The sequence below is a fragment of the Peribacillus frigoritolerans genome, from assembly GCF_030676415.1.
Taxonomy (GTDB): domain Bacteria; phylum Bacillota; class Bacilli; order Bacillales; family DSM-1321; genus Peribacillus; species Peribacillus frigoritolerans_A.
In genome coordinates, this window is the sequence record NZ_JAUUTW010000008.1 from 92,679 (window position 1) to 109,410 (window position 16,732).

A 16,732-nucleotide genomic window follows, 5' to 3' on the forward strand; every position below is an offset into this window, starting at 1 on the left:
ATTCGACCTCTTTCATTTATATACTTCTTTTAATTTTACCTGTATATATACCATAAATACAGATATTTTTCCATGTTCGAGCCGGAATCAGGGTTTATCTGAAACAATTCATCAAGTATTTAGTTTGTACAATCAGGGCGAAAATATCCCTGAAACTTTGATCAAGTAATTTAGGGACTACCTAACTGAAGGTTAAAGAAACCAATAAATCGTATTACATGCAAAAAGCAATACAGGAATTCACGCCTGTATTGCTTATAATGATGATATAGGCTCTAGGCCGGAATATCTGCGTTAACGGACGATTTATTCACGAGATTAGACAGATTTTAGTACTCAAATCAAAAGACTGTCGTTTGCAAAAATTCTTTTGTCCGCTCTTCTTTTGGAGTGGTGAAGAATTCTTTTGGCGGGCCGCTTTCGACAACCCTCCCATTATGCATGAAGACAATCCAATCTCCAACTTCACGTGCAAAGCTCATTTCATGTGTAACGACTACCATTGTCATCCCTTCCAAGGCAAGTTCCTTCATCGTGGCAAGAACCTCCCCGACAAGTTCGGGATCCAGAGCCGAGGTAGGCTCATCAAAGAGTAGGATATCAGGCTTCATGGCAAGGGCGCGGGCTATGGCGACACGCTGTTTCTGGCCACCTGAGAGCTTGCTTGGATAGACATCCGCTTTATCTGATAAGCCGACTTTGGCAAGCAATGCTTTTGCTTCTTCAATCGCCTGTGCCTTAGGGACCTTTTTGACGTGAGTCGGTGCTTCGATGACATTTTCAAGCACGGTCATATGCGGAAAGAGGTAGAAATGCTGAAAAACCATTCCGACTTTCTCACGGATTTTATTAATATCATGGGTACTTGGATTGATTTCCGTTCCTTCAATGAGGATTTGCCCGCTGTCTTTCTTCTCTAAATAATTCAAACAGCGGAGCAGGGTGCTTTTTCCGGAACCGCTTGGTCCGATCAGGCAGACTACGTCGCTATCCAATACTTTCATATCAATATCTTTAAGTACATGCAGGTTTCCATACGATTTATTTAAATTCCTTATGCGAATCATTTCTTTTTGTTCCATTTCAATTCCCCCTATCGATCACTAATGGACAGTTTCTTTTCGAATAAATTGACGATAATGGTCAGGAAAGCCACTAGAATCAAGTAGTAGACCGCTACAATCAATAAATAAGTCATTTCATCGAAATTATTCGAGCCTAACGTAGTAGCCACATTAAACAGCTCATTCATGGATATGAAGGCGGCCAGTGATGAATCCTTCAGTCCGATGATGAATTGGTTGCCAAGCGGCGGCAATGCGCGGCGGAAGGCTTGAGGTAAGATGATTCTCCTTAAGGTGAGCGAATTGCTCATGCCAAGGGAGCGTCCGGCCTCCATTTGGCCTTTGTCGATGGATTGAATCGTACCTCGTAAAATTTCTGAGATATAAGCTCCATTATGGAAGGCTAGGGCAAGTGACGCCGCCCAGAAGTCTGGCAGTAAGAAGAGATTGCTGATACCGAAATAGAGTATGAATATCTGTACGATTAAAGGGGTTCCCCGTACGAGGAATACATATGTATCTGAAATCCATGTGAGAATTTTTATATTGGAAATTTTTAAAAGTGCAAATAGCAACCCGATGACGATACCTACCAATATGGAGACTACCGTCAGTTCCAATGTGAGGAGCATGGCTCGGATGAATACATCCGAGGAGCTAAATAATGTATCAAAAAAATGTGAAAAACTTGGCAATGTAATGACTCCCTTTCTATCAATCTTTATTCAGGCTTGGTTGTGATATCCTCACCAAAGTACTTTTTGCTGATTTCCGCAAGTGTTCCATCTTCCCGGAGGTTTTCAAGTGCTTCGTTGATGCGTGCAAGCAGCTGAGGGTTGTCGTTAGGCAGGACGATGGCCTGCTCGCTTCGTTCGATCAATTGTCGTCCTTCGATGTCGAAACCTTCCTTGGTCGCTTCCTTGCCGGTTACAAAGTCGGTGATGACGGCATCATGACGTCCTCCGCTCAATGCTTTTAGGGCGGTGATATCACTATCATAGGTTTTTACATTGGATGTATATTTTTCTGCTGTGGTTGCGTATGTAGAGCCTTTAGAAGCCGCAACTTCCTTTCCCTTTAAATCTTCCACCGTTTTAATATCACTATCTGTGCGGACGAAAATTTGAGGACCTGAGTAGTAATAAGGGGTAGAGAAGGCAACATGTTTACTTCGTTGATCATTAATTGTATGACTGGCAACCGCGGCGTCTGCCCGACCGGTCTTGACACCTTCCACGATACCTTTGAATTTTATCCGTTTAGGTACTGGCTCCAGGTCGAGTTCCTTTGCAATTGCATCGCCAACCTCAATATCGAATCCGGTTACGGTCATGTCATCATTAACATAACTGAATGGCTTGAATTCGCCTGAGGCAGCGAATACAAACTGGTCCTTATTGATCAGCTTACTCCCATCCTCTAGCTGGTCCTTTTCAGCACAGCCGGATAGAAGACCAAGAACAGCCAGAATGGATAGAATGAATGTAACTGATGATTTCATGATAATTTCATTTCCCCCTTTGAAAAAAACTAATAGAATGGTCTATACCCTTTTGAGGCAGTGAATAACCTCATTAACTAGAGAAAATAAAACTGAAATAAAAAAGGGTGTCCAGATCATGCCGACCTTTCATTAAAGAATCCCCTTCACTATGCATTTCATAAAAGGTTCTCTGCCTGTGCCTTCATTTCCTCCAAATTACCGGTAATTTCCTGAAATAATGACAATAATTATTTAATTGAGTAAGAAATTTCGGCAAGATTCAACTCTAGAGATGAATTTGAAACACTTCAGGGTGATGATTTAGATTCTATCGAAAGAGAAAAACGGATGAAAACCTTATCTAATGGACGGGATGGAATAAAACTATGGAGGTTTCAAAAAAGGACCATGGTGGCTGTCAACAAAATCCCGAATTGATTGACTGCCTTTAATTTTGCCTATGAATTGAAGTATAATATAGCAAAATAGAAGAAGGGCAGTTGGGAAAATGGTGAGCAACTTTGTGCAAGAACAGTTACAGGAGTTTCGCGAAAAGAATCAAGATAGGGGCCGTTTAATTATAAAATGTCCGGACCAGCCCGGAATTGTTTCGACAGTTACAGCCTTTCTTAAAGAGTATGATGCAAATATTGTTGAATTGAGTCAGTATTCGATGAATCCTGAGGGCGGTACCTTTTTCACCAGGATCGAATTCGATTGCCCAGGATTGAAGGATAAGGCAACGGGTATGCAACTGGCTTTCCAGGAAGTTTCGACAGCATTCTCGATGCAATGGACATTTAACCATGTGAGTGATCTGAAGAGGACGGCGATCTTCGTTTCCAAGGAACCGCATTGCCTTCTGGAATTGCTATGGGAGTGGCAAAGCGGGGATTTATTAGCTGATATTGCGCTAGTCATCAGTAATCATGAAGATACCAGGCAAATTGTCGAATCGATGGGCATCCCGTTTTATTACATTCCTGCAAATAAGGATATACGTAAGGAAGTGGAGACTAAACAGCTTGGACTTCTGGAAGAATTCAAAGTGGACCTTATTGTATTAGCCAGGTATATGCAAATATTGACGCCGGACTTCGTAGCGGCCCATCCAAACAAAATCATAAATATACATCATTCATTTTTACCTGCCTTCATTGGGGCCCGGCCTTATGAACGAGCTTATGACAGAGGTGTTAAGCTGATTGGGGCGACTTCCCATTATGTGACGAATGATTTGGATGAAGGTCCAATCATCGAGCAGGATATTGAACGTGTGGACCATCGTGATTCTGCTGGGGATATGAAGAAAATCGGTCGTTCAGCTGAACGCAGGGTGCTGGCACGTGCCGTTAAATGGCATTTGGAGGACCGCGTTCTTGTTCATGAAAATAAAACGGTAGTCTTTTAAAGTGAAAAACCCCCCTTTGGGTTGCCAAGGGGGGGTTTTTAGGATGGAATTTAGTGAGTGCTAGTACGTGTACTCCACTCTTACTGAGGCAGTGATGTTCAATTCACCAGGCTGAATCGGGGTAGTCGCCATTTTTGAAAAGGTACTGGTTTGATAAAGCATTGGAGTTGCCGTTTCAGATAGCTCTTCAACCTTATTAGGGACTGGGTTCAATGAAACTCCTAGCGTTCGAGCCATGGAGAGTGCTTTTTCGTATGCATTTTTTAAAGCGAGAGAAAGTGCCTGGTTATAGTAAGCATCTGGATTGGATAAGGAGAAGCGGATGTTGGTGATTGAATTGGCGCCGCTTCTGACGGCCGTGTCGATTATGCTGCCTATTTTCTCGATGTCGGTCGTTTGGGCCTGGATGATGTGCTGGACTTTGTAGTTCTTGAACAATTCCTTTCCGTCAATATAATCATATTGTGGATCGATTCTGTAATCACTCGTTTTCAATTGTTCTTCGGGTATGCCTGCGGATTTAAGTGATGCGATGACATTTGCGATTGCTAGGGAATTGGCTTGCTGGGCCTTTTGCGGATCCTTATCCTCTGTTATGACTCCAAGGGTGATTGTGGCTTGATCCGGAGCAGCCTGAAGCGTCTCTGAGCCGGAAACTTTCAATGTATGTTCATCGTTGCGGTAATAATCCTTATCGGGGGCATTGTATTCTTGATTCATTTTGACACCAGCCTTTTTAAAGAGATAATCTCACCCCTATTGTACGAATTATGAATGGGAAACATGATTGAAATATCCCCATTGTCATTAATTCGTCGAACAATCACAAAAAAACACTCGGCCTGGACCGAGTGCACATTACTTATGAATGACTTGAACCCTGCCAACCTGGCCATCAGTCAATCTTACTTTAATTCCATGAGGGTGAGTGCTGGAGTTGGTTAAAATATCCTTTACAGTGCCGCTTGTCAGTTTTCCGCTGCGTTGATCTGCTTTAAGTACAATGTCCACAGAGGTACCTGGGGTAATATCTTTCCGATTTTTACCGTTCATGTTCGATTCAATCCTTTTAGAGTTATTTGCAACCATTCAATCATGCAGTAACTTCAGTATAAGGAAAACAACGGACCCAGTCGACTATTAGATAAAATCACAAATTGACCATTAGCGAATTTTTTTCAATGGTTCGACAGCAGGGCCATTTATAACTTCACCAGCGATAGAGTAGCGGGAGCCATGGCATGGGCAATCCCAAGTACGGTCACCGCTGTTCCAGGCAACCTCACACCCCATGTGGGTACATGTGGAATCGACAATATGCAGCAGGCCATCATGATCACGGTAACACCCAGCCTTGTCTCCATTCACCTTCACGATTGCTCCTTCATCAATTCCTAAGTCTTCCGGCGTTTTATGAATGACAGCCAATTTGCCTTTGATCAGATGTTTTGCTACATCAGCGTTATCTTGGACTATATTCTTCATGCCTTTTAAACGGGCAGGGTCATACAAATCTGCATACCGGTTATCTCTTTGCAAAACACTGTCAGTTAGAATCTTGGCTGCAATCGATCCATTCGTCATTCCCCATTTTGCATAGCCGGTAGCTATCAGGACATTTGGGTGATTGGGCGTCACTGGTCCGACAAAGGGAATATTATCCGGTGTCACAATATCCTGTGCCGACCAGCGGTAGGGAATTTCCTTCACATCGAAATATTGGGAACTGAAGTCCTTCAGTGCTTCATAATGCTCGATCATCGGGATTCCCTGGCCTGTTTTATGGCCATCTCCGCTGACTAGTATAAGTTTTTCCCCATTGTCCAACTCCGTATAGCGAAGGGAGCGGGTAGGGCTGTCTGCACTGTAATACATCCCGCCTGGATATTCCTGTTCAGTCTTGATACCAAGTACATAGGACCTCTGTACATGAACACGGGCAAAGTATAAGCCCATTTCATCATTAAAAGGGAAGTGCGAGGCAACGATTACCTGATTGCTTTTGATTGTATGCCCAGTATCCGTCAGAACGGTCGGTGGATCGCCGTCTTCAATCTTCATTGCCGTTGTCCGTTCATAAATTGTGCCTCCACTTTCGAGAATTGTCGAAATGAGGGCAGTTAAGTATTTTAACGGGTGAAACTGTGCTTGATCTTTCATTATCACAGCAGCTTTACAAGGAATGGAGAAAGGGATACTCTCTGCATAATCCCCCCGAATGCCGAGTTTTTGATAGGCTTTCAGTTCTTTTTGAATTTTGCTTTTATATTCATCCGTCTTTGCGTAGACATAAGCATCCTGTGCAGTCAAATTACATTCAATGGAATGTTCTTTTACCAAGTCTTTGACTAGCTTCATTCCATCTGCATTGGCTTCATAATAAAGTTTGGCCTTCTCTTCACCATGGTCAGTGATCAACTGGTCGTAAATCAAGCCATGCTGAGCCGTGATTTTTGCTGTAGTGTGTCCTGTCGTACCAGTAAGGATTTCGCCTGCCTCGATCAGTGTGACTTTAACACCTTGTTTAGCTAGCAGATAAGCTGAAGTGATGCCAGTAATTCCGCCGCCAACTATTAAGACATCAGCGGTTATATCTGTATCTAGTTTAGAAAAAGAAGGGAAAGTTAACGCACTGCGCCAATAGGGTTCCGGAAATCGGGGAAGGTCTGTATTTTTTTCAGTCATTTAAATACCTCCATACAGTTCTTTAGTGAATAGTCCATTTATTACCATACCCAAATCCGCTATTTATACGCTTATTTTTGTAAGAAGAAAGGTTTAAAAAAATACATTATTTGGTTTGTTTACAATTACGTATACATGTAAACAAAAATAGACATGTTGTACACAAATATGTATACATGTTTACAAACACGTACACATGGCTATATATAAGGTGTATACATATTTGTTCCTGTTGTAAACAATTCGAAAATTATATCTACTGTTAATGAAGTATTGACTATCGTGGAAACTTTTTCAGCTTCCAGAATTGTGGAGGGAAGGCCGTTAAATATTTTAAAGGGGTGAAACTGTGCTTGGATCATGGAATATTTACAAGGAAAGGAGAAAGGGATTCTTATGCATAATCCCCGCGAATGGATAGTTTCGATAGGCGTTTAGTTCTTTTGAAATTTCACTTTTATTTTCTTCTTTTATATTCTTCAGTATTCGCGTGAATATAGGTATCCATTGCAGTCAAATTTCATTCAATGGAATGTTCTCTACCAAGTCTTTGATAACTGCATTGGCTACATAATATAGTTTGGCTTTCTCTTCACCATGTTTTAAGTGAACAAACAAATCGCAAATCAGGCCATGCTGTGGTGTGTCCCGTTGTTCCGTTAAGGATTGCGCCAGCTTCTATCGGTGTAACTTTAATACCTTGTTTAGCTGAGTAATCCCTGTAATTCCGAATGGTTATATCTGTATCTAGTTTAGAAAACGAAGGGGAATTTAACGGACTGCGCCAATAGGGTTCACGAATTTGGGGAGTTACTTTATTTTTCTCAGTCATTTGAATACCTCTTTACAGTCCATTTGTGAATCGCCCATTTATTACCATAACCAAATTCGCTATTTATACGCTTATTTTTGCAGGGGGAAAGATCAATTAAAAATACAATATATGGTTTGTGTACAAATACGTATACGTGTAAACAAAAAAAAGATACAACGTGCACAATTACGTATACATGTGTACAAATACGTACACATAGCTATATATAAGGTGTATACATATTTGTTCCTATTGTAAACAATTTGAAAACAATTCGACAAATATAGCTATTACTAATGAAGCATTGACTATCGTGGGAACTTTTTCTATCCTTAAAGGGAATGCTTCACTAATTTTTTTTCTATAAAAAAGGGGATGTTTTTAGATGAGTTCTAGAATCGCAGCAGTAGACGTAGGAAATGATGCTATCAAGGCTATTTTTGGAAAGCTAGAGTCTGAACTTTATATACCGAACGTCATTGCAAAAGACATAGAGGACCGTCCGGTCATTGGGATTGAGGAACTTAATGAAAAAAACCCATTGGAAGGGATTCATATTAGGGTCCATTCACCGGCCCTTCAAGACAATAATGCGATTTATCGCGTTGGGAACTTGGCGACAAAAAGTGATAATCCTACAGAACTGGATTTAGGAAGCAGTAAATCGGAAGAAGATCAAACATTAGTCATGCTTTTTGCGGCTCTTGCATTAGACGCTGCCAAGTTGGGGGACAACGATACATTCAAAAAAGTGAATAACGTTGTGGAAGCCAACTATACGCTTGGAACAGGGTTGCCACTTCGGGAGGTTAAAGAAGGGAAAGATGTCGGGTACCGCTCGAAATTACTTGGTTCAGTCCACCAGGTCGAATTTTTAATTACTCCTAAATACCAAGGCATGAAGGTTAATATCAAATTCGATGAAGTGAAAGTCTATCCAGAGGGCTTCGCTGCATACATAAATTTGGTCATGGATAAAGATTTGAATATCATTAACCGTGAATTAATAGATAGAAGAATACTCATTCAGGATATCGGTGGATTATCGACGGACATCGCGGTCATTAAAAATCGTAAAGTTGACGATGACAAAGCGCAAGGATTCAACTTGGGAGTAGCTGAAGCCCTTGAATCGATTCGTGAAGAAATCAGGAAGAAACATGGTGTCGAGCTGGATAGCAGGCGTGACGTCGTTGAAATCATCACGAAGAAAAATGATCGCAATCATATTATGGTTCGCGGAAGCAGGACAAGCGTCCATGATATCGTCGACCGCATTTTAGGTGAACTGGCTAAAAAGCAATATCGTCACCTGCGCAACGTATGGCAAAAAAATTCCCAAACGGAAATCTGCTATTTTGTAGGCGGGGGATCGATTGTCCTGAAAGATTACTTGAAAACATTGAATCAAAATTTCGATGGCTACAATATAGACTTTTTCGAAGATGAACGAGAAAGCGTTTGGATGATGGCAAACGCCTATTATAAATTGATTTCGGATTTTAATCGCCGGAATTCAAAGGAACAGAATCAGTCCCAGCAAAAGAAGAAAGAACAAAGAACGGGTTCTATTAAATAGGTGAGAGAATGAAAAAAACAGCTTCTTCTGAAATTAAAAGAGGGCAAGCCATCACTTTTCGTATCCCTTCGGATGTATCAGATTATACGTTAAGACAGCTGCAGAAATTGAAGGACACGGAAAGAAGGAATTTTTCCAGTAAAATTGCCGAATTTGTTCTCGATGGAGTCGGGCAATCCACCCATCAGGATCGGGAAATGATTGCCCTGCCCATGCCGAACAAGCTAAGCAAATCTCAGCGTGATTGGCTCAAGCATTCCCACTCAGAAGCTATGCTTGGAACGATTATGTACAACCTTTTATCCGATCCTTTACGCGCTACCGCCTTGCTTGCCTCTTTGAACAGTAATGGATCGAATGAGGAATATATGCAGGTTGAGCTTGAAGAAAAGGAAGTGGAGAAGGTCAAGGAAGACTTACCTAAGAAAGATCTGGATGACTTTGATTGGAATTTGGATGAACCCTCACAACAAGAGGAAGAAACCGAACCGGAAGAGGAAAATCTTGACGATCTCCTGGGTGATTTTCTCGATCAAATGAACCAGTGAACATATAGGAGGATATCTGACGACAAGTTGGATATCCTCCTTTTTCTTTTTTCGGGGCTATAAAAAAAGAGGAACCACAAGGGGTCCCTCTTAAAATGATCAAGCTAGGAAAATCAGTTGATAAAGAAATAGAACAGCAAACATGTACACGAACGGATGCACTTCACGGAATTTGCCTCTTGCCATTTTTAAAATGGGATAGGCGATGAATCCGAGTGCTATCCCGTTGGCGATGCTTGATGTTAACGGCATGGCGACAATGACTAAAAAGGCTGGGAATGATTCATCAAAGTGTGTCCAGTCAATTTCATTCATGCTTTTGATCATCATACTTCCCACGATGATCAAGCTAGGTGCCGTGATTGCCGCGACATTTGAGACAGCTCCAATCAGTGGGCTGAAGAAGGCGGTTATTAAGAAAAGGATGGCCACTACCAACGCGGTTAAACCTGTCTTGCCGCCCGCTCCTACACCAGCTGATGATTCAACTGAGGCAGCGGTAGGGCTTGTACCGAACATGGCGCCAACTGTAGTGCCGATGGAATCTGCAAAGAAGGCACTGCCGGATTTTTCAAGCTTATTATCCTTCAGCAATCCAGCTTGCCGGACTATGCCTAATAAAGCACCGGTCGTATCGAAAAGCATTACAAGCAAAATGGAGAAGACGACGCCATAAAGCCCGTAGTTAATGACATCGGCGATAGATGTGATTGGATTGGCGACTATTATCCCTTCAGGTAATGAAGGAGTGGAAACCAGACCGTTAATTTCCAATTGGCCTGTAAAGAAAGCGATTATGGCAGTCACGATCATTCCGATGAATATCGCTCCTTGCACATTGCGAACGATCAGCACGATCGTTATGACCAAACCAACCAAAGTAAGCGCCACACTGGGATCCTTGAAGCTTCCAAGGGTTACCAGGTTGGATTCATGCTGTGTTACGACACCTGACAAACGAAGTCCGATAAAAGTGATGAAAAGCCCGATTCCTGCACTGATTGCATGCTTCAAGTTATTTGGGATGGCCTCGATCAATTTTGAGCGGAAAGAGGTTAGGGATAAAAGGATAAAGATGATACCGGTAACAAAGACTGCAGAGAAGGCAACTGTGTATGAAATATCATGGGTTCCCAGTACCGAATATGCAAAATAAGCATTCAATCCCATTGCCGGGGCTATGACAATTGGGTAATTGGCTAAAAGGGCCATGCATAGGGTACCGACTATTATTGCGATTATGGTTGCTGTGAATGCCTGGGCGAATGGAACACCCGCATCAGAAAGGATCATTGGGTTTACAACGATGATATAAGCCAGTGTTAAAAAGGTTGTAAGTCCCGCAAGTACTTCCGTCTTAATATTTGAATTCCGTTCTTTTAATTTAAACATGCGGTCACTCCTTTTTTATATACAAAAAATCCTTGCAAAAATCTACAAGGAGGAGATGCTTACCCTTTTTCAAGTAAGTAGCTCGATATATGGATAATAAATCTTATAAATTATATTAGAAAAATAACTAAAGTACAATAGCATGAAAAATTTTGAGGTACAGGTTTTCTCGAAAATAGATAATGATATACTAACAAATAGCTTAGACTAAGGAAAAGGACTTTAAGTAAGGAAGCTGTTACCATTAAAGTGGATTTATCAATCAATTAAATGAAGAAATTCAGAAAGTAGGCCCATACATGACAGAATTCATCGACCTTGGCGTCAGCCCGGCGATTAACATGATATTAAAGCAAATAGGAATATCCGCCCCTACCCCGATTCAGGAGAAATCGATACCAGATATCCTTGCTGGAAGGGATGTCATCGCGAAGGCGCAGACGGGGACAGGGAAGACTTTGGCCTTTTTGCTGCCAATCCTGGAAAAAGTCGATCCAGCCGCATCCCACATACAATCACTGATCGTCACGCCAACCAGGGAATTGGCATTGCAAATCACTGCTGAATTGAAAAAATTCGCTAATGAAATCGAAGGACTTCAAGTGCTTGCAGTTTATGGCGGACAGGATGTCGAGCAGCAAATGAAAAAGCTGACAAGAAACATCTCCGTGGTGGTCGCCACGCCAGGCAGGTTATTAGATCACTTACGAAGAGGCACCATCGATCTATCACAAACTCAAACACTCGTGCTTGATGAAGCTGATCAAATGCTTCATATTGGATTTTTACCAGAAGTGGAAGAGATCATGGGACAGCTTCCAGAGGAGAGCCAAACGTTGCTCTTTTCAGCGACGATGCCTGAACAGGTGCATCAATTGGCTAAACGCTACATGACAAAACCATTAACTGCCGCTGTGAAGGCTGAGCAAGTAACGGTCGAGAAAATCAGGCAGCTTGTCATCGAGACGACCGATCGTGCCAAACAGTCTTCATTAATCAACATGATCAAAGAAGAACAGCCCTACCTTGCGATCATATTTTGCCGTACAAAACGTCGCGTTTCGGTTTTGAATGATGCCCTGAAGGCAGCTGGATTCAATTCTGAAGAGCTTCATGGTGACCTTTCACAGGCAAAGCGGGAACGTGTCATGAAAAACTTCAGAGACGCAAAGCTTCAATATTTAGTGGCAACGGACGTTGCTGCACGAGGGCTCGATGTAGAAGGTGTAACCCATGTGTTTAATTATGATGTTCCCGAGGATGCAGAAAGTTACATCCACCGAATTGGCCGGACGGGCCGAGCGGGTGAGAATGGCTTGGCTGTAACCTTCATAGCAACGAAGGACCTTCAGCTTTTAAGCGATATTGAAAAAGGGATCTCCATGAAAATAGAAAGAAAGACGATTGAAGGAGTGAAAATGTTCCAACCCGATGAGGTGAGGCAAAAAAGGAAGCGTCATGAAGACTCTTCCGATGAGGGTACCCGCCGACCGCGTTCGGGAGGTGGAAGGAAACATCGGGAACGGATAGATACGAGAGGACCGAATCGAGGCAGTCACCGTTCTGTAAATCAAGCGGACAATCGTGAAGTCGAGAGGGAAAAACCACGGGGAGGCCGGATGGAAAACAGCCGCGGACCCAAACGTGACGAATCAAGGGGAAGCCGTCCCGAAAACAGCCGTGGACCAAAGCGTGACAATCCACGAGGAGATCAAAGAGATAGCCGTAGATCTACTAGTCCACAAGGGCCAAGTAATCGTAGGGGTGGATCTGGCAGCAGCCCCAATAGAGGGAGAAACCGGTAAAAGGGGGAGACGGGAGTGGAAAAGCCTTGGTTGGCAGAATATCCAGTTTCGCTGGAGCTAGCAAGGAAATTGATCATGGTGCAGTTTCCGGAAATTGAGTTGAAAGAGATCAAGCAACTTGGGGAGGGTTTCGATAACACGGTCATACAAATCAATGGGCAATTTGTATTCCGTTTCCCCCGTCGCCCTATTGCGGTTACGTTGATTCAGGTGGAAAATCAGCTTTTGCCTTCCATTGCAGGCACTTTTCCGCTTGCTATCCCTGAACCGGTCTTTTTCGGGAAGCCAAGTACACTGTATCCTTATCCTTTTACTGGTTATAAAATGGTAAAGGGACACTTGCCTGTAGAAGGATCAATGGCAAATAAGGTCGAATCGGCAAAAAGGTTTGCCCATTTTTTGAAGGTACTTCACAGTTTCCCTGTGGAAAGGGCTATGCGTTTAGGTGTGCTGCCTGATGGGATGATGAGGCTTGATGTATCCTATCGAAAGAAATCGCTAATGGAAAATGTCTCAAATCTATTAAAGCTGGGATACTTTGAACAGGCGCATGCGGTTAAGGATTTTGTTGATACCTTAGGCGAATTGAAGGTTCAGCATCCGATTTCACTCGTTCACGGAGACATTCATATCCGGAATGTTTTACTTGATGACGAAGGCGTACTCGCAGGTATCATTGATTGGGGAGATGTTCATGTCGGGAATCCAGCCATTGATTTCTCCTTTTTATACAGTTATTTCCCAAAAGAGGTACGCAGAGTTTTTTTTGAAATCTATGGTGAAATAGAAAAGGAAACAGAGGGCTTAGCCCGGTTCAGGGCAATATATATGCTTGTTACATTACTCGTTTATGGCATAGACCGCCATGATGAAGAGCTCATTGCCATTACGAGTACCGGTTTGAAATATGCTATAGAAGAATAATTGTCATGTTCTTTTGATGTTTAGGAGGTTCATATGAAGGCAAGTTTTTATCATTCAATCACATTAATGACGAACATGTTGGATCAAGCTGGTATTCCTTACCAATATACAGGTCGATCTGCTCTGTTCGTACAAGGAGTGGATATCGATGAGTATAAGAACATCGATATTGATATACAATGGGATGTCTTTAATGAGGCTTTAAACCTTTTTTCTGAATACTCCCCAACAAAGCCTGAAAGAAATCCTGAGACTGCCTTCTTTCTAATGGATGTCGAGGGGGTTTCTGCTACTGTGCGCTGCCGGTTTAACACGACCATTAAAACGGACCCTTATCGTTTGTCTATAAAGATGGGGGATATGGAGGTTTGGTGCAGGTCGTTATACAGTTATCTATACGACGAAGAAATGAGAAAGTACAGTGCCGAGATCCATGCTTACTTATCTGCCGAGCAGCAGGGGTTCACAGCGGAAAATGAACAGGCGTGGAACCAGAATAATTATTTAGCGCTGGTCAATCGTTATGGAGATCCCATGGAATTGGCATCAAAAATCAAGCAAAATCCAAAATGGAGACTGCACCCTTTTTATAAATATATGGGAGAAATATCCGGTAAAAAAATCACTCATTTGATGGGGTCGAACGGTGTTAAAGCAGTTGCCCTCGCCATATTGGGAGCTGAAGTGAAAGTTGTTGATTTTTCCCAGGAAAACGCAATGTTTGCAAATGAGCTGGCCAGTGGGGCCAATGTCTCCATCGAGTATATCGTTTCGGATGTCCTTTCGCTATCATCCGAGCATGAATCAGGGAATCAAGATTTGGTTTTAATGGAGCTCGGTGTGCTTCATTACTTAATAGATCTGCAGCCGTTATTTGAAAAAATTAAAAAGATGTTGAAACCTGGAGGCCGATTCGTACTGCATGAATTTCACCCGATTTCAACAAAGCTCATTACTTCAAATGGTAAAAAACATAAAATAACAGGCAACTATTTCGCTCCGGCAATCGAAAACAATGAGGTCGCTTTTTCGAAGCATATGCCGGATGAGGAAAAAGGGAGCCTTTCAAGAGTTGTACAGCGTAAATGGACAATCGGGGAACTTATAACGTCATTAGGTCAATCAGGGCTTGTTATTAAAGTACTCGAGGAAGAACCGAATCATAAAATCCATGATATTGGGCTTCCAAAAACATATACCTTGGTGGCGGAACGAGTTTAAGCTGCATGTAGAGGAAATGAAAGCTGACTGAAGGAGTCTTTTCAGTCAGCTTTTTATATTTCATAATAAAGGGGATGCCGCGTTATGCGACATCCCCTGAAAAATTAATTTTGGGCCGACCATTCCTCTACATCCCATACTTTGGTTACCCAATCTTCATAGAAATCAGGTTCATGGCATACGAGGACAATCGTTCCTTTATACTCTTTCAATGCACGTTTCAGTTCTTCTTTTGCAACTACATCCAAATGGTTGGTCGGTTCATCGAATAACAGCCAATTGCTTTCGGTAAGCATGAGTTTACACAGGCGCACTTTTGCTTGTTCTCCACCGCTTAAATGGCTCATCGGACGTGTAATGTGCTCGTTTTTCAAACCGACACGGGCAAGAATCGCACGTACCTGCGGCTGGTCCAGATGCGGAAATGCATTCCATACTTCATCGATTGGCGTCGTATTGCCTGCTTTCACTTCCTGTTCAAAATAAGAAGAAAAAAGGAAGTCCCCAAGTGATCTTTTACCGCCTAGAGGATCAATTTTACCCAAAATCGTTTTTAAAAGAGTGGATTTACCAACTCCATTACAGCCGACCACGGCAATTTTTTCTCCTCGTTCGATTGTCATGGATAACTTCGGAAGCAATGGGCGGTCATATCCGATTTCCAGATCTTCACCTTCAAAGACATAACGGCTGCTCGCACGTGATTCTTTAAAGTCGAATGTAGGTTTCATTGCAGTTTCTGGACGATCAATACGTTCCATGCGGTTCAATTGCTTTTGACGGCTCTTTGCCCGGCCGGTCGTTGAATAACGGGCTTTATTTTTTGCAATGAAATCTTCCTGCTTTTTAATGAATTCGCGCTGTTTTTCATATGCGTTAATATGTTGGTTTTTATTCAATTCAGCCAGCTCAAGGAATTTTTCATAAGTTGCCGTGTAACGGGTCAGTTTAGAAAATTCAAGATGGAAGATGACGTCGACGACGCCGTTCATGAACTCGGTGTCATGTGAAATTAATAAGAATGCATTAGGATATTCCTTTAAGTAGCTGCTCAGCCAGCGGATATGCTCCACATCCAAGTAGTTCGTCGGTTCATCAAGGAGCAGTACTTCAGGCTGTTCCAAAAGTAACTTGGCTAGTAAAACTTTTGTCCGTTGTCCACCGCTTAGGGCAGAAACGTCACGGTCCAATCCGATTGCATCCAATCCTAAGCCGCGTGCCGCTTCTTCAATTTTAATATCCAGGTTGTAAAAACCGCCGGCTTCCAGCTTGTCCTGGATTTCGCCCATTTGTTCCAAGAGTTCTTCAAGTTCCTCCGGAGTGGCCGTACCCATTTTCTCTGTAACTTCATTCAATGCTTTTTCCTGCTCGAATAAAGGTAAGTATGCATCCCTTAAAACGTCGCGAATCGATTTACCTTTAGAAAGTATCGTATGTTGATCAAGATAGCCATATTCGACACCAGGTGTCCATTCCACCCGTCCATCATCATGGATGAGTTGTCCTGTAATGATATTCATCATCGTTGACTTCCCGACACCATTCGCCCCGACCAGACCAACATGTTCGCCGGCCATCAGGCGGAAGGAAACATCCTTGAATAAGGTACGGTCGCCAAAGCTGTGTGCTAATTTATCTATAGAAAGTAAGCTCATTTTATATTGAACCTCCCAATTAATTTGAAAAAATCCCTACGTTTCATCATACTAAAATCTGCACGGGATTGCTATCTAATCTATTAATTTACATATATGTGGGTACGGGGAGCCCCTCGAAGTAAAGTCCTTAATGTGAACCCCATGGATC

General features: G+C 42.4%; 15 protein-coding genes. 6 read left to right on the forward strand and 9 right to left on the reverse strand.

Going from position 1 to position 16,732, the window contains the following annotated elements:
• Window positions 1-341 precede the first annotated feature (341 nt).
• Genes Q8G36_RS10200 through Q8G36_RS10210 form a run of 3 tightly spaced genes read right to left on the reverse strand, consistent with a single transcriptional unit; the run spans window position 342 to window position 2,565 of the window.
• Window positions 342-1,082 (reverse strand): amino acid ABC transporter ATP-binding protein, encoded by a 741-nt coding sequence (locus Q8G36_RS10200; protein WP_305159925.1) that lies wholly within the window; start codon window positions 1,080-1,082, stop codon window positions 342-344.
• An 11-nt stretch (window positions 1,083-1,093) separates the two neighbouring features.
• Window positions 1,094-1,759 carry an amino acid ABC transporter permease gene (locus tag Q8G36_RS10205; protein WP_054398512.1) on the reverse strand — a complete coding sequence of 222 codons (666 nt, stop codon included), beginning with the start codon at window positions 1,757-1,759 and terminating at the stop codon, window positions 1,094-1,096.
• A gap of 26 nt (window positions 1,760-1,785) precedes the next feature.
• Window positions 1,786-2,565, reverse strand: a complete 780-nt coding sequence (locus tag Q8G36_RS10210; RefSeq protein WP_305159924.1) for a transporter substrate-binding domain-containing protein — start codon at window positions 2,563-2,565, stop codon at window positions 1,786-1,788.
• 493 nt (window positions 2,566-3,058) lie between these two features.
• Between Q8G36_RS10210 and purU the strand changes: the two genes are divergently transcribed.
• Window positions 3,059-3,958: a formyltetrahydrofolate deformylase gene (gene purU, locus Q8G36_RS10215; RefSeq protein ID WP_305159994.1), complete on the forward strand. Its 900-nt coding sequence runs from the start codon at window positions 3,059-3,061 to the stop codon at window positions 3,956-3,958.
• Window positions 3,959-4,018: 60 nt separating this feature from the next.
• Here purU and Q8G36_RS10220 read toward each other — a convergent pair whose 3' ends face one another.
• The 4 genes from Q8G36_RS10220 to Q8G36_RS10235 form a co-directional block, all read right to left on the reverse strand.
• Window positions 4,019-4,678: an SIMPL domain-containing protein gene (locus Q8G36_RS10220; RefSeq protein ID WP_305159923.1), complete on the reverse strand. Its 660-nt coding sequence runs from the start codon at window positions 4,676-4,678 to the stop codon at window positions 4,019-4,021.
• A 138-nt stretch (window positions 4,679-4,816) separates the two neighbouring features.
• On the reverse strand, window positions 4,817-5,011 hold the full coding sequence (locus Q8G36_RS10225; RefSeq protein ID WP_063234246.1) for a YwbE family protein: 195 nt from the start codon (window positions 5,009-5,011) through the stop codon (window positions 4,817-4,819).
• A 111-nt stretch (window positions 5,012-5,122) separates the two neighbouring features.
• Window positions 5,123-6,643, reverse strand: coding sequence for an FAD-dependent oxidoreductase (locus Q8G36_RS10230; protein ID WP_305159922.1), 1,521 nt, complete (start codon window positions 6,641-6,643; stop codon window positions 5,123-5,125).
• Between the two features lie 592 nt (window positions 6,644-7,235).
• Window positions 7,236-7,475, reverse strand: coding sequence for a hypothetical protein (locus Q8G36_RS10235; protein ID WP_305159921.1), 240 nt, complete (start codon window positions 7,473-7,475; stop codon window positions 7,236-7,238).
• Window positions 7,476-7,842: 367 nt separating this feature from the next.
• Between Q8G36_RS10235 and Q8G36_RS10240 the strand changes: the two genes are divergently transcribed.
• Together Q8G36_RS10240 and Q8G36_RS10245 are read left to right on the forward strand one after the other, a co-directional pair.
• Window positions 7,843-9,036, forward strand: a complete 1,194-nt coding sequence (locus tag Q8G36_RS10240; protein ID WP_251427147.1) for a ParM/StbA family protein — start codon at window positions 7,843-7,845, stop codon at window positions 9,034-9,036.
• 8 nt (window positions 9,037-9,044) lie between these two features.
• Window positions 9,045-9,584 (forward strand): hypothetical protein, encoded by a 540-nt coding sequence (locus Q8G36_RS10245; RefSeq protein WP_305159920.1) that lies wholly within the window; start codon window positions 9,045-9,047, stop codon window positions 9,582-9,584.
• A gap of 99 nt (window positions 9,585-9,683) precedes the next feature.
• Here Q8G36_RS10245 and Q8G36_RS10250 read toward each other — a convergent pair whose 3' ends face one another.
• Entirely contained in the window at window positions 9,684-10,976 is a 1,293-nt protein-coding gene (locus Q8G36_RS10250) for an NCS2 family permease (protein ID WP_305159919.1), read from the reverse strand.
• A gap of 299 nt (window positions 10,977-11,275) precedes the next feature.
• Here Q8G36_RS10250 and Q8G36_RS10255 point away from each other — a divergent pair, with 299 nt between their 5' ends.
• Genes Q8G36_RS10255 through Q8G36_RS10265 form a run of 3 tightly spaced genes read left to right on the forward strand, consistent with a single transcriptional unit; the run spans window position 11,276 to window position 14,926 of the window.
• On the forward strand, window positions 11,276-12,781 hold the full coding sequence (locus Q8G36_RS10255) for a DEAD/DEAH box helicase (protein ID WP_305159918.1): 1,506 nt from the start codon (window positions 11,276-11,278) through the stop codon (window positions 12,779-12,781).
• Between the two features lie 15 nt (window positions 12,782-12,796).
• Window positions 12,797-13,705, forward strand: coding sequence for a phosphotransferase (locus Q8G36_RS10260; protein WP_305159917.1), 909 nt, complete (start codon window positions 12,797-12,799; stop codon window positions 13,703-13,705).
• A gap of 33 nt (window positions 13,706-13,738) precedes the next feature.
• On the forward strand, window positions 13,739-14,926 hold the full coding sequence (locus tag Q8G36_RS10265) for a class I SAM-dependent methyltransferase (RefSeq protein ID WP_305159916.1): 1,188 nt from the start codon (window positions 13,739-13,741) through the stop codon (window positions 14,924-14,926).
• Between the two features lie 104 nt (window positions 14,927-15,030).
• Here Q8G36_RS10265 and Q8G36_RS10270 read toward each other — a convergent pair whose 3' ends face one another.
• On the reverse strand, window positions 15,031-16,581 hold the full coding sequence (locus Q8G36_RS10270; protein WP_230134496.1) for an ABC-F family ATP-binding cassette domain-containing protein: 1,551 nt from the start codon (window positions 16,579-16,581) through the stop codon (window positions 15,031-15,033).
• Window positions 16,582-16,732 lie beyond the last annotated feature (151 nt).

Coding starts and splice junctions, on each gene's coding strand:
- Q8G36_RS10225 (WP_063234246.1), bottom strand. CDS start 5,011: ATGAACGGTAAAAATCGGAAAGATATTACCCCAGGTACCTCTGTGGAC.
- Q8G36_RS10235 (WP_305159921.1), bottom strand. CDS start 7,475: ATGACTGAGAAAAATAAAGTAACTCCCCAAATTCGTGAACCCTATTGG.
- Q8G36_RS10210 (WP_305159924.1), bottom strand. CDS start 2,565: ATGAAATCATCAGTTACATTCATTCTATCCATTCTGGCTGTTCTTGGT.
- Q8G36_RS10255 (WP_305159918.1), top strand. CDS start 11,276: ATGACAGAATTCATCGACCTTGGCGTCAGCCCGGCGATTAACATGATA.
- Q8G36_RS10240 (WP_251427147.1), top strand. CDS start 7,843: ATGAGTTCTAGAATCGCAGCAGTAGACGTAGGAAATGATGCTATCAAG.
- Q8G36_RS10245 (WP_305159920.1), top strand. CDS start 9,045: ATGAAAAAAACAGCTTCTTCTGAAATTAAAAGAGGGCAAGCCATCACT.
- Q8G36_RS10220 (WP_305159923.1), bottom strand. CDS start 4,678: ATGAATCAAGAATACAATGCCCCCGATAAGGATTATTACCGCAACGAT.
- Q8G36_RS10230 (WP_305159922.1), bottom strand. CDS start 6,643: ATGACTGAAAAAAATACAGACCTTCCCCGATTTCCGGAACCCTATTGG.
- Q8G36_RS10270 (WP_230134496.1), bottom strand. CDS start 16,581: ATGAGCTTACTTTCTATAGATAAATTAGCACACAGCTTTGGCGACCGT.
- Q8G36_RS10250 (WP_305159919.1), bottom strand. CDS start 10,976: ATGTTTAAATTAAAAGAACGGAATTCAAATATTAAGACGGAAGTACTT.
- Q8G36_RS10265 (WP_305159916.1), top strand. CDS start 13,739: ATGAAGGCAAGTTTTTATCATTCAATCACATTAATGACGAACATGTTG.
- Q8G36_RS10200 (WP_305159925.1), bottom strand. CDS start 1,082: ATGGAACAAAAAGAAATGATTCGCATAAGGAATTTAAATAAATCGTAT.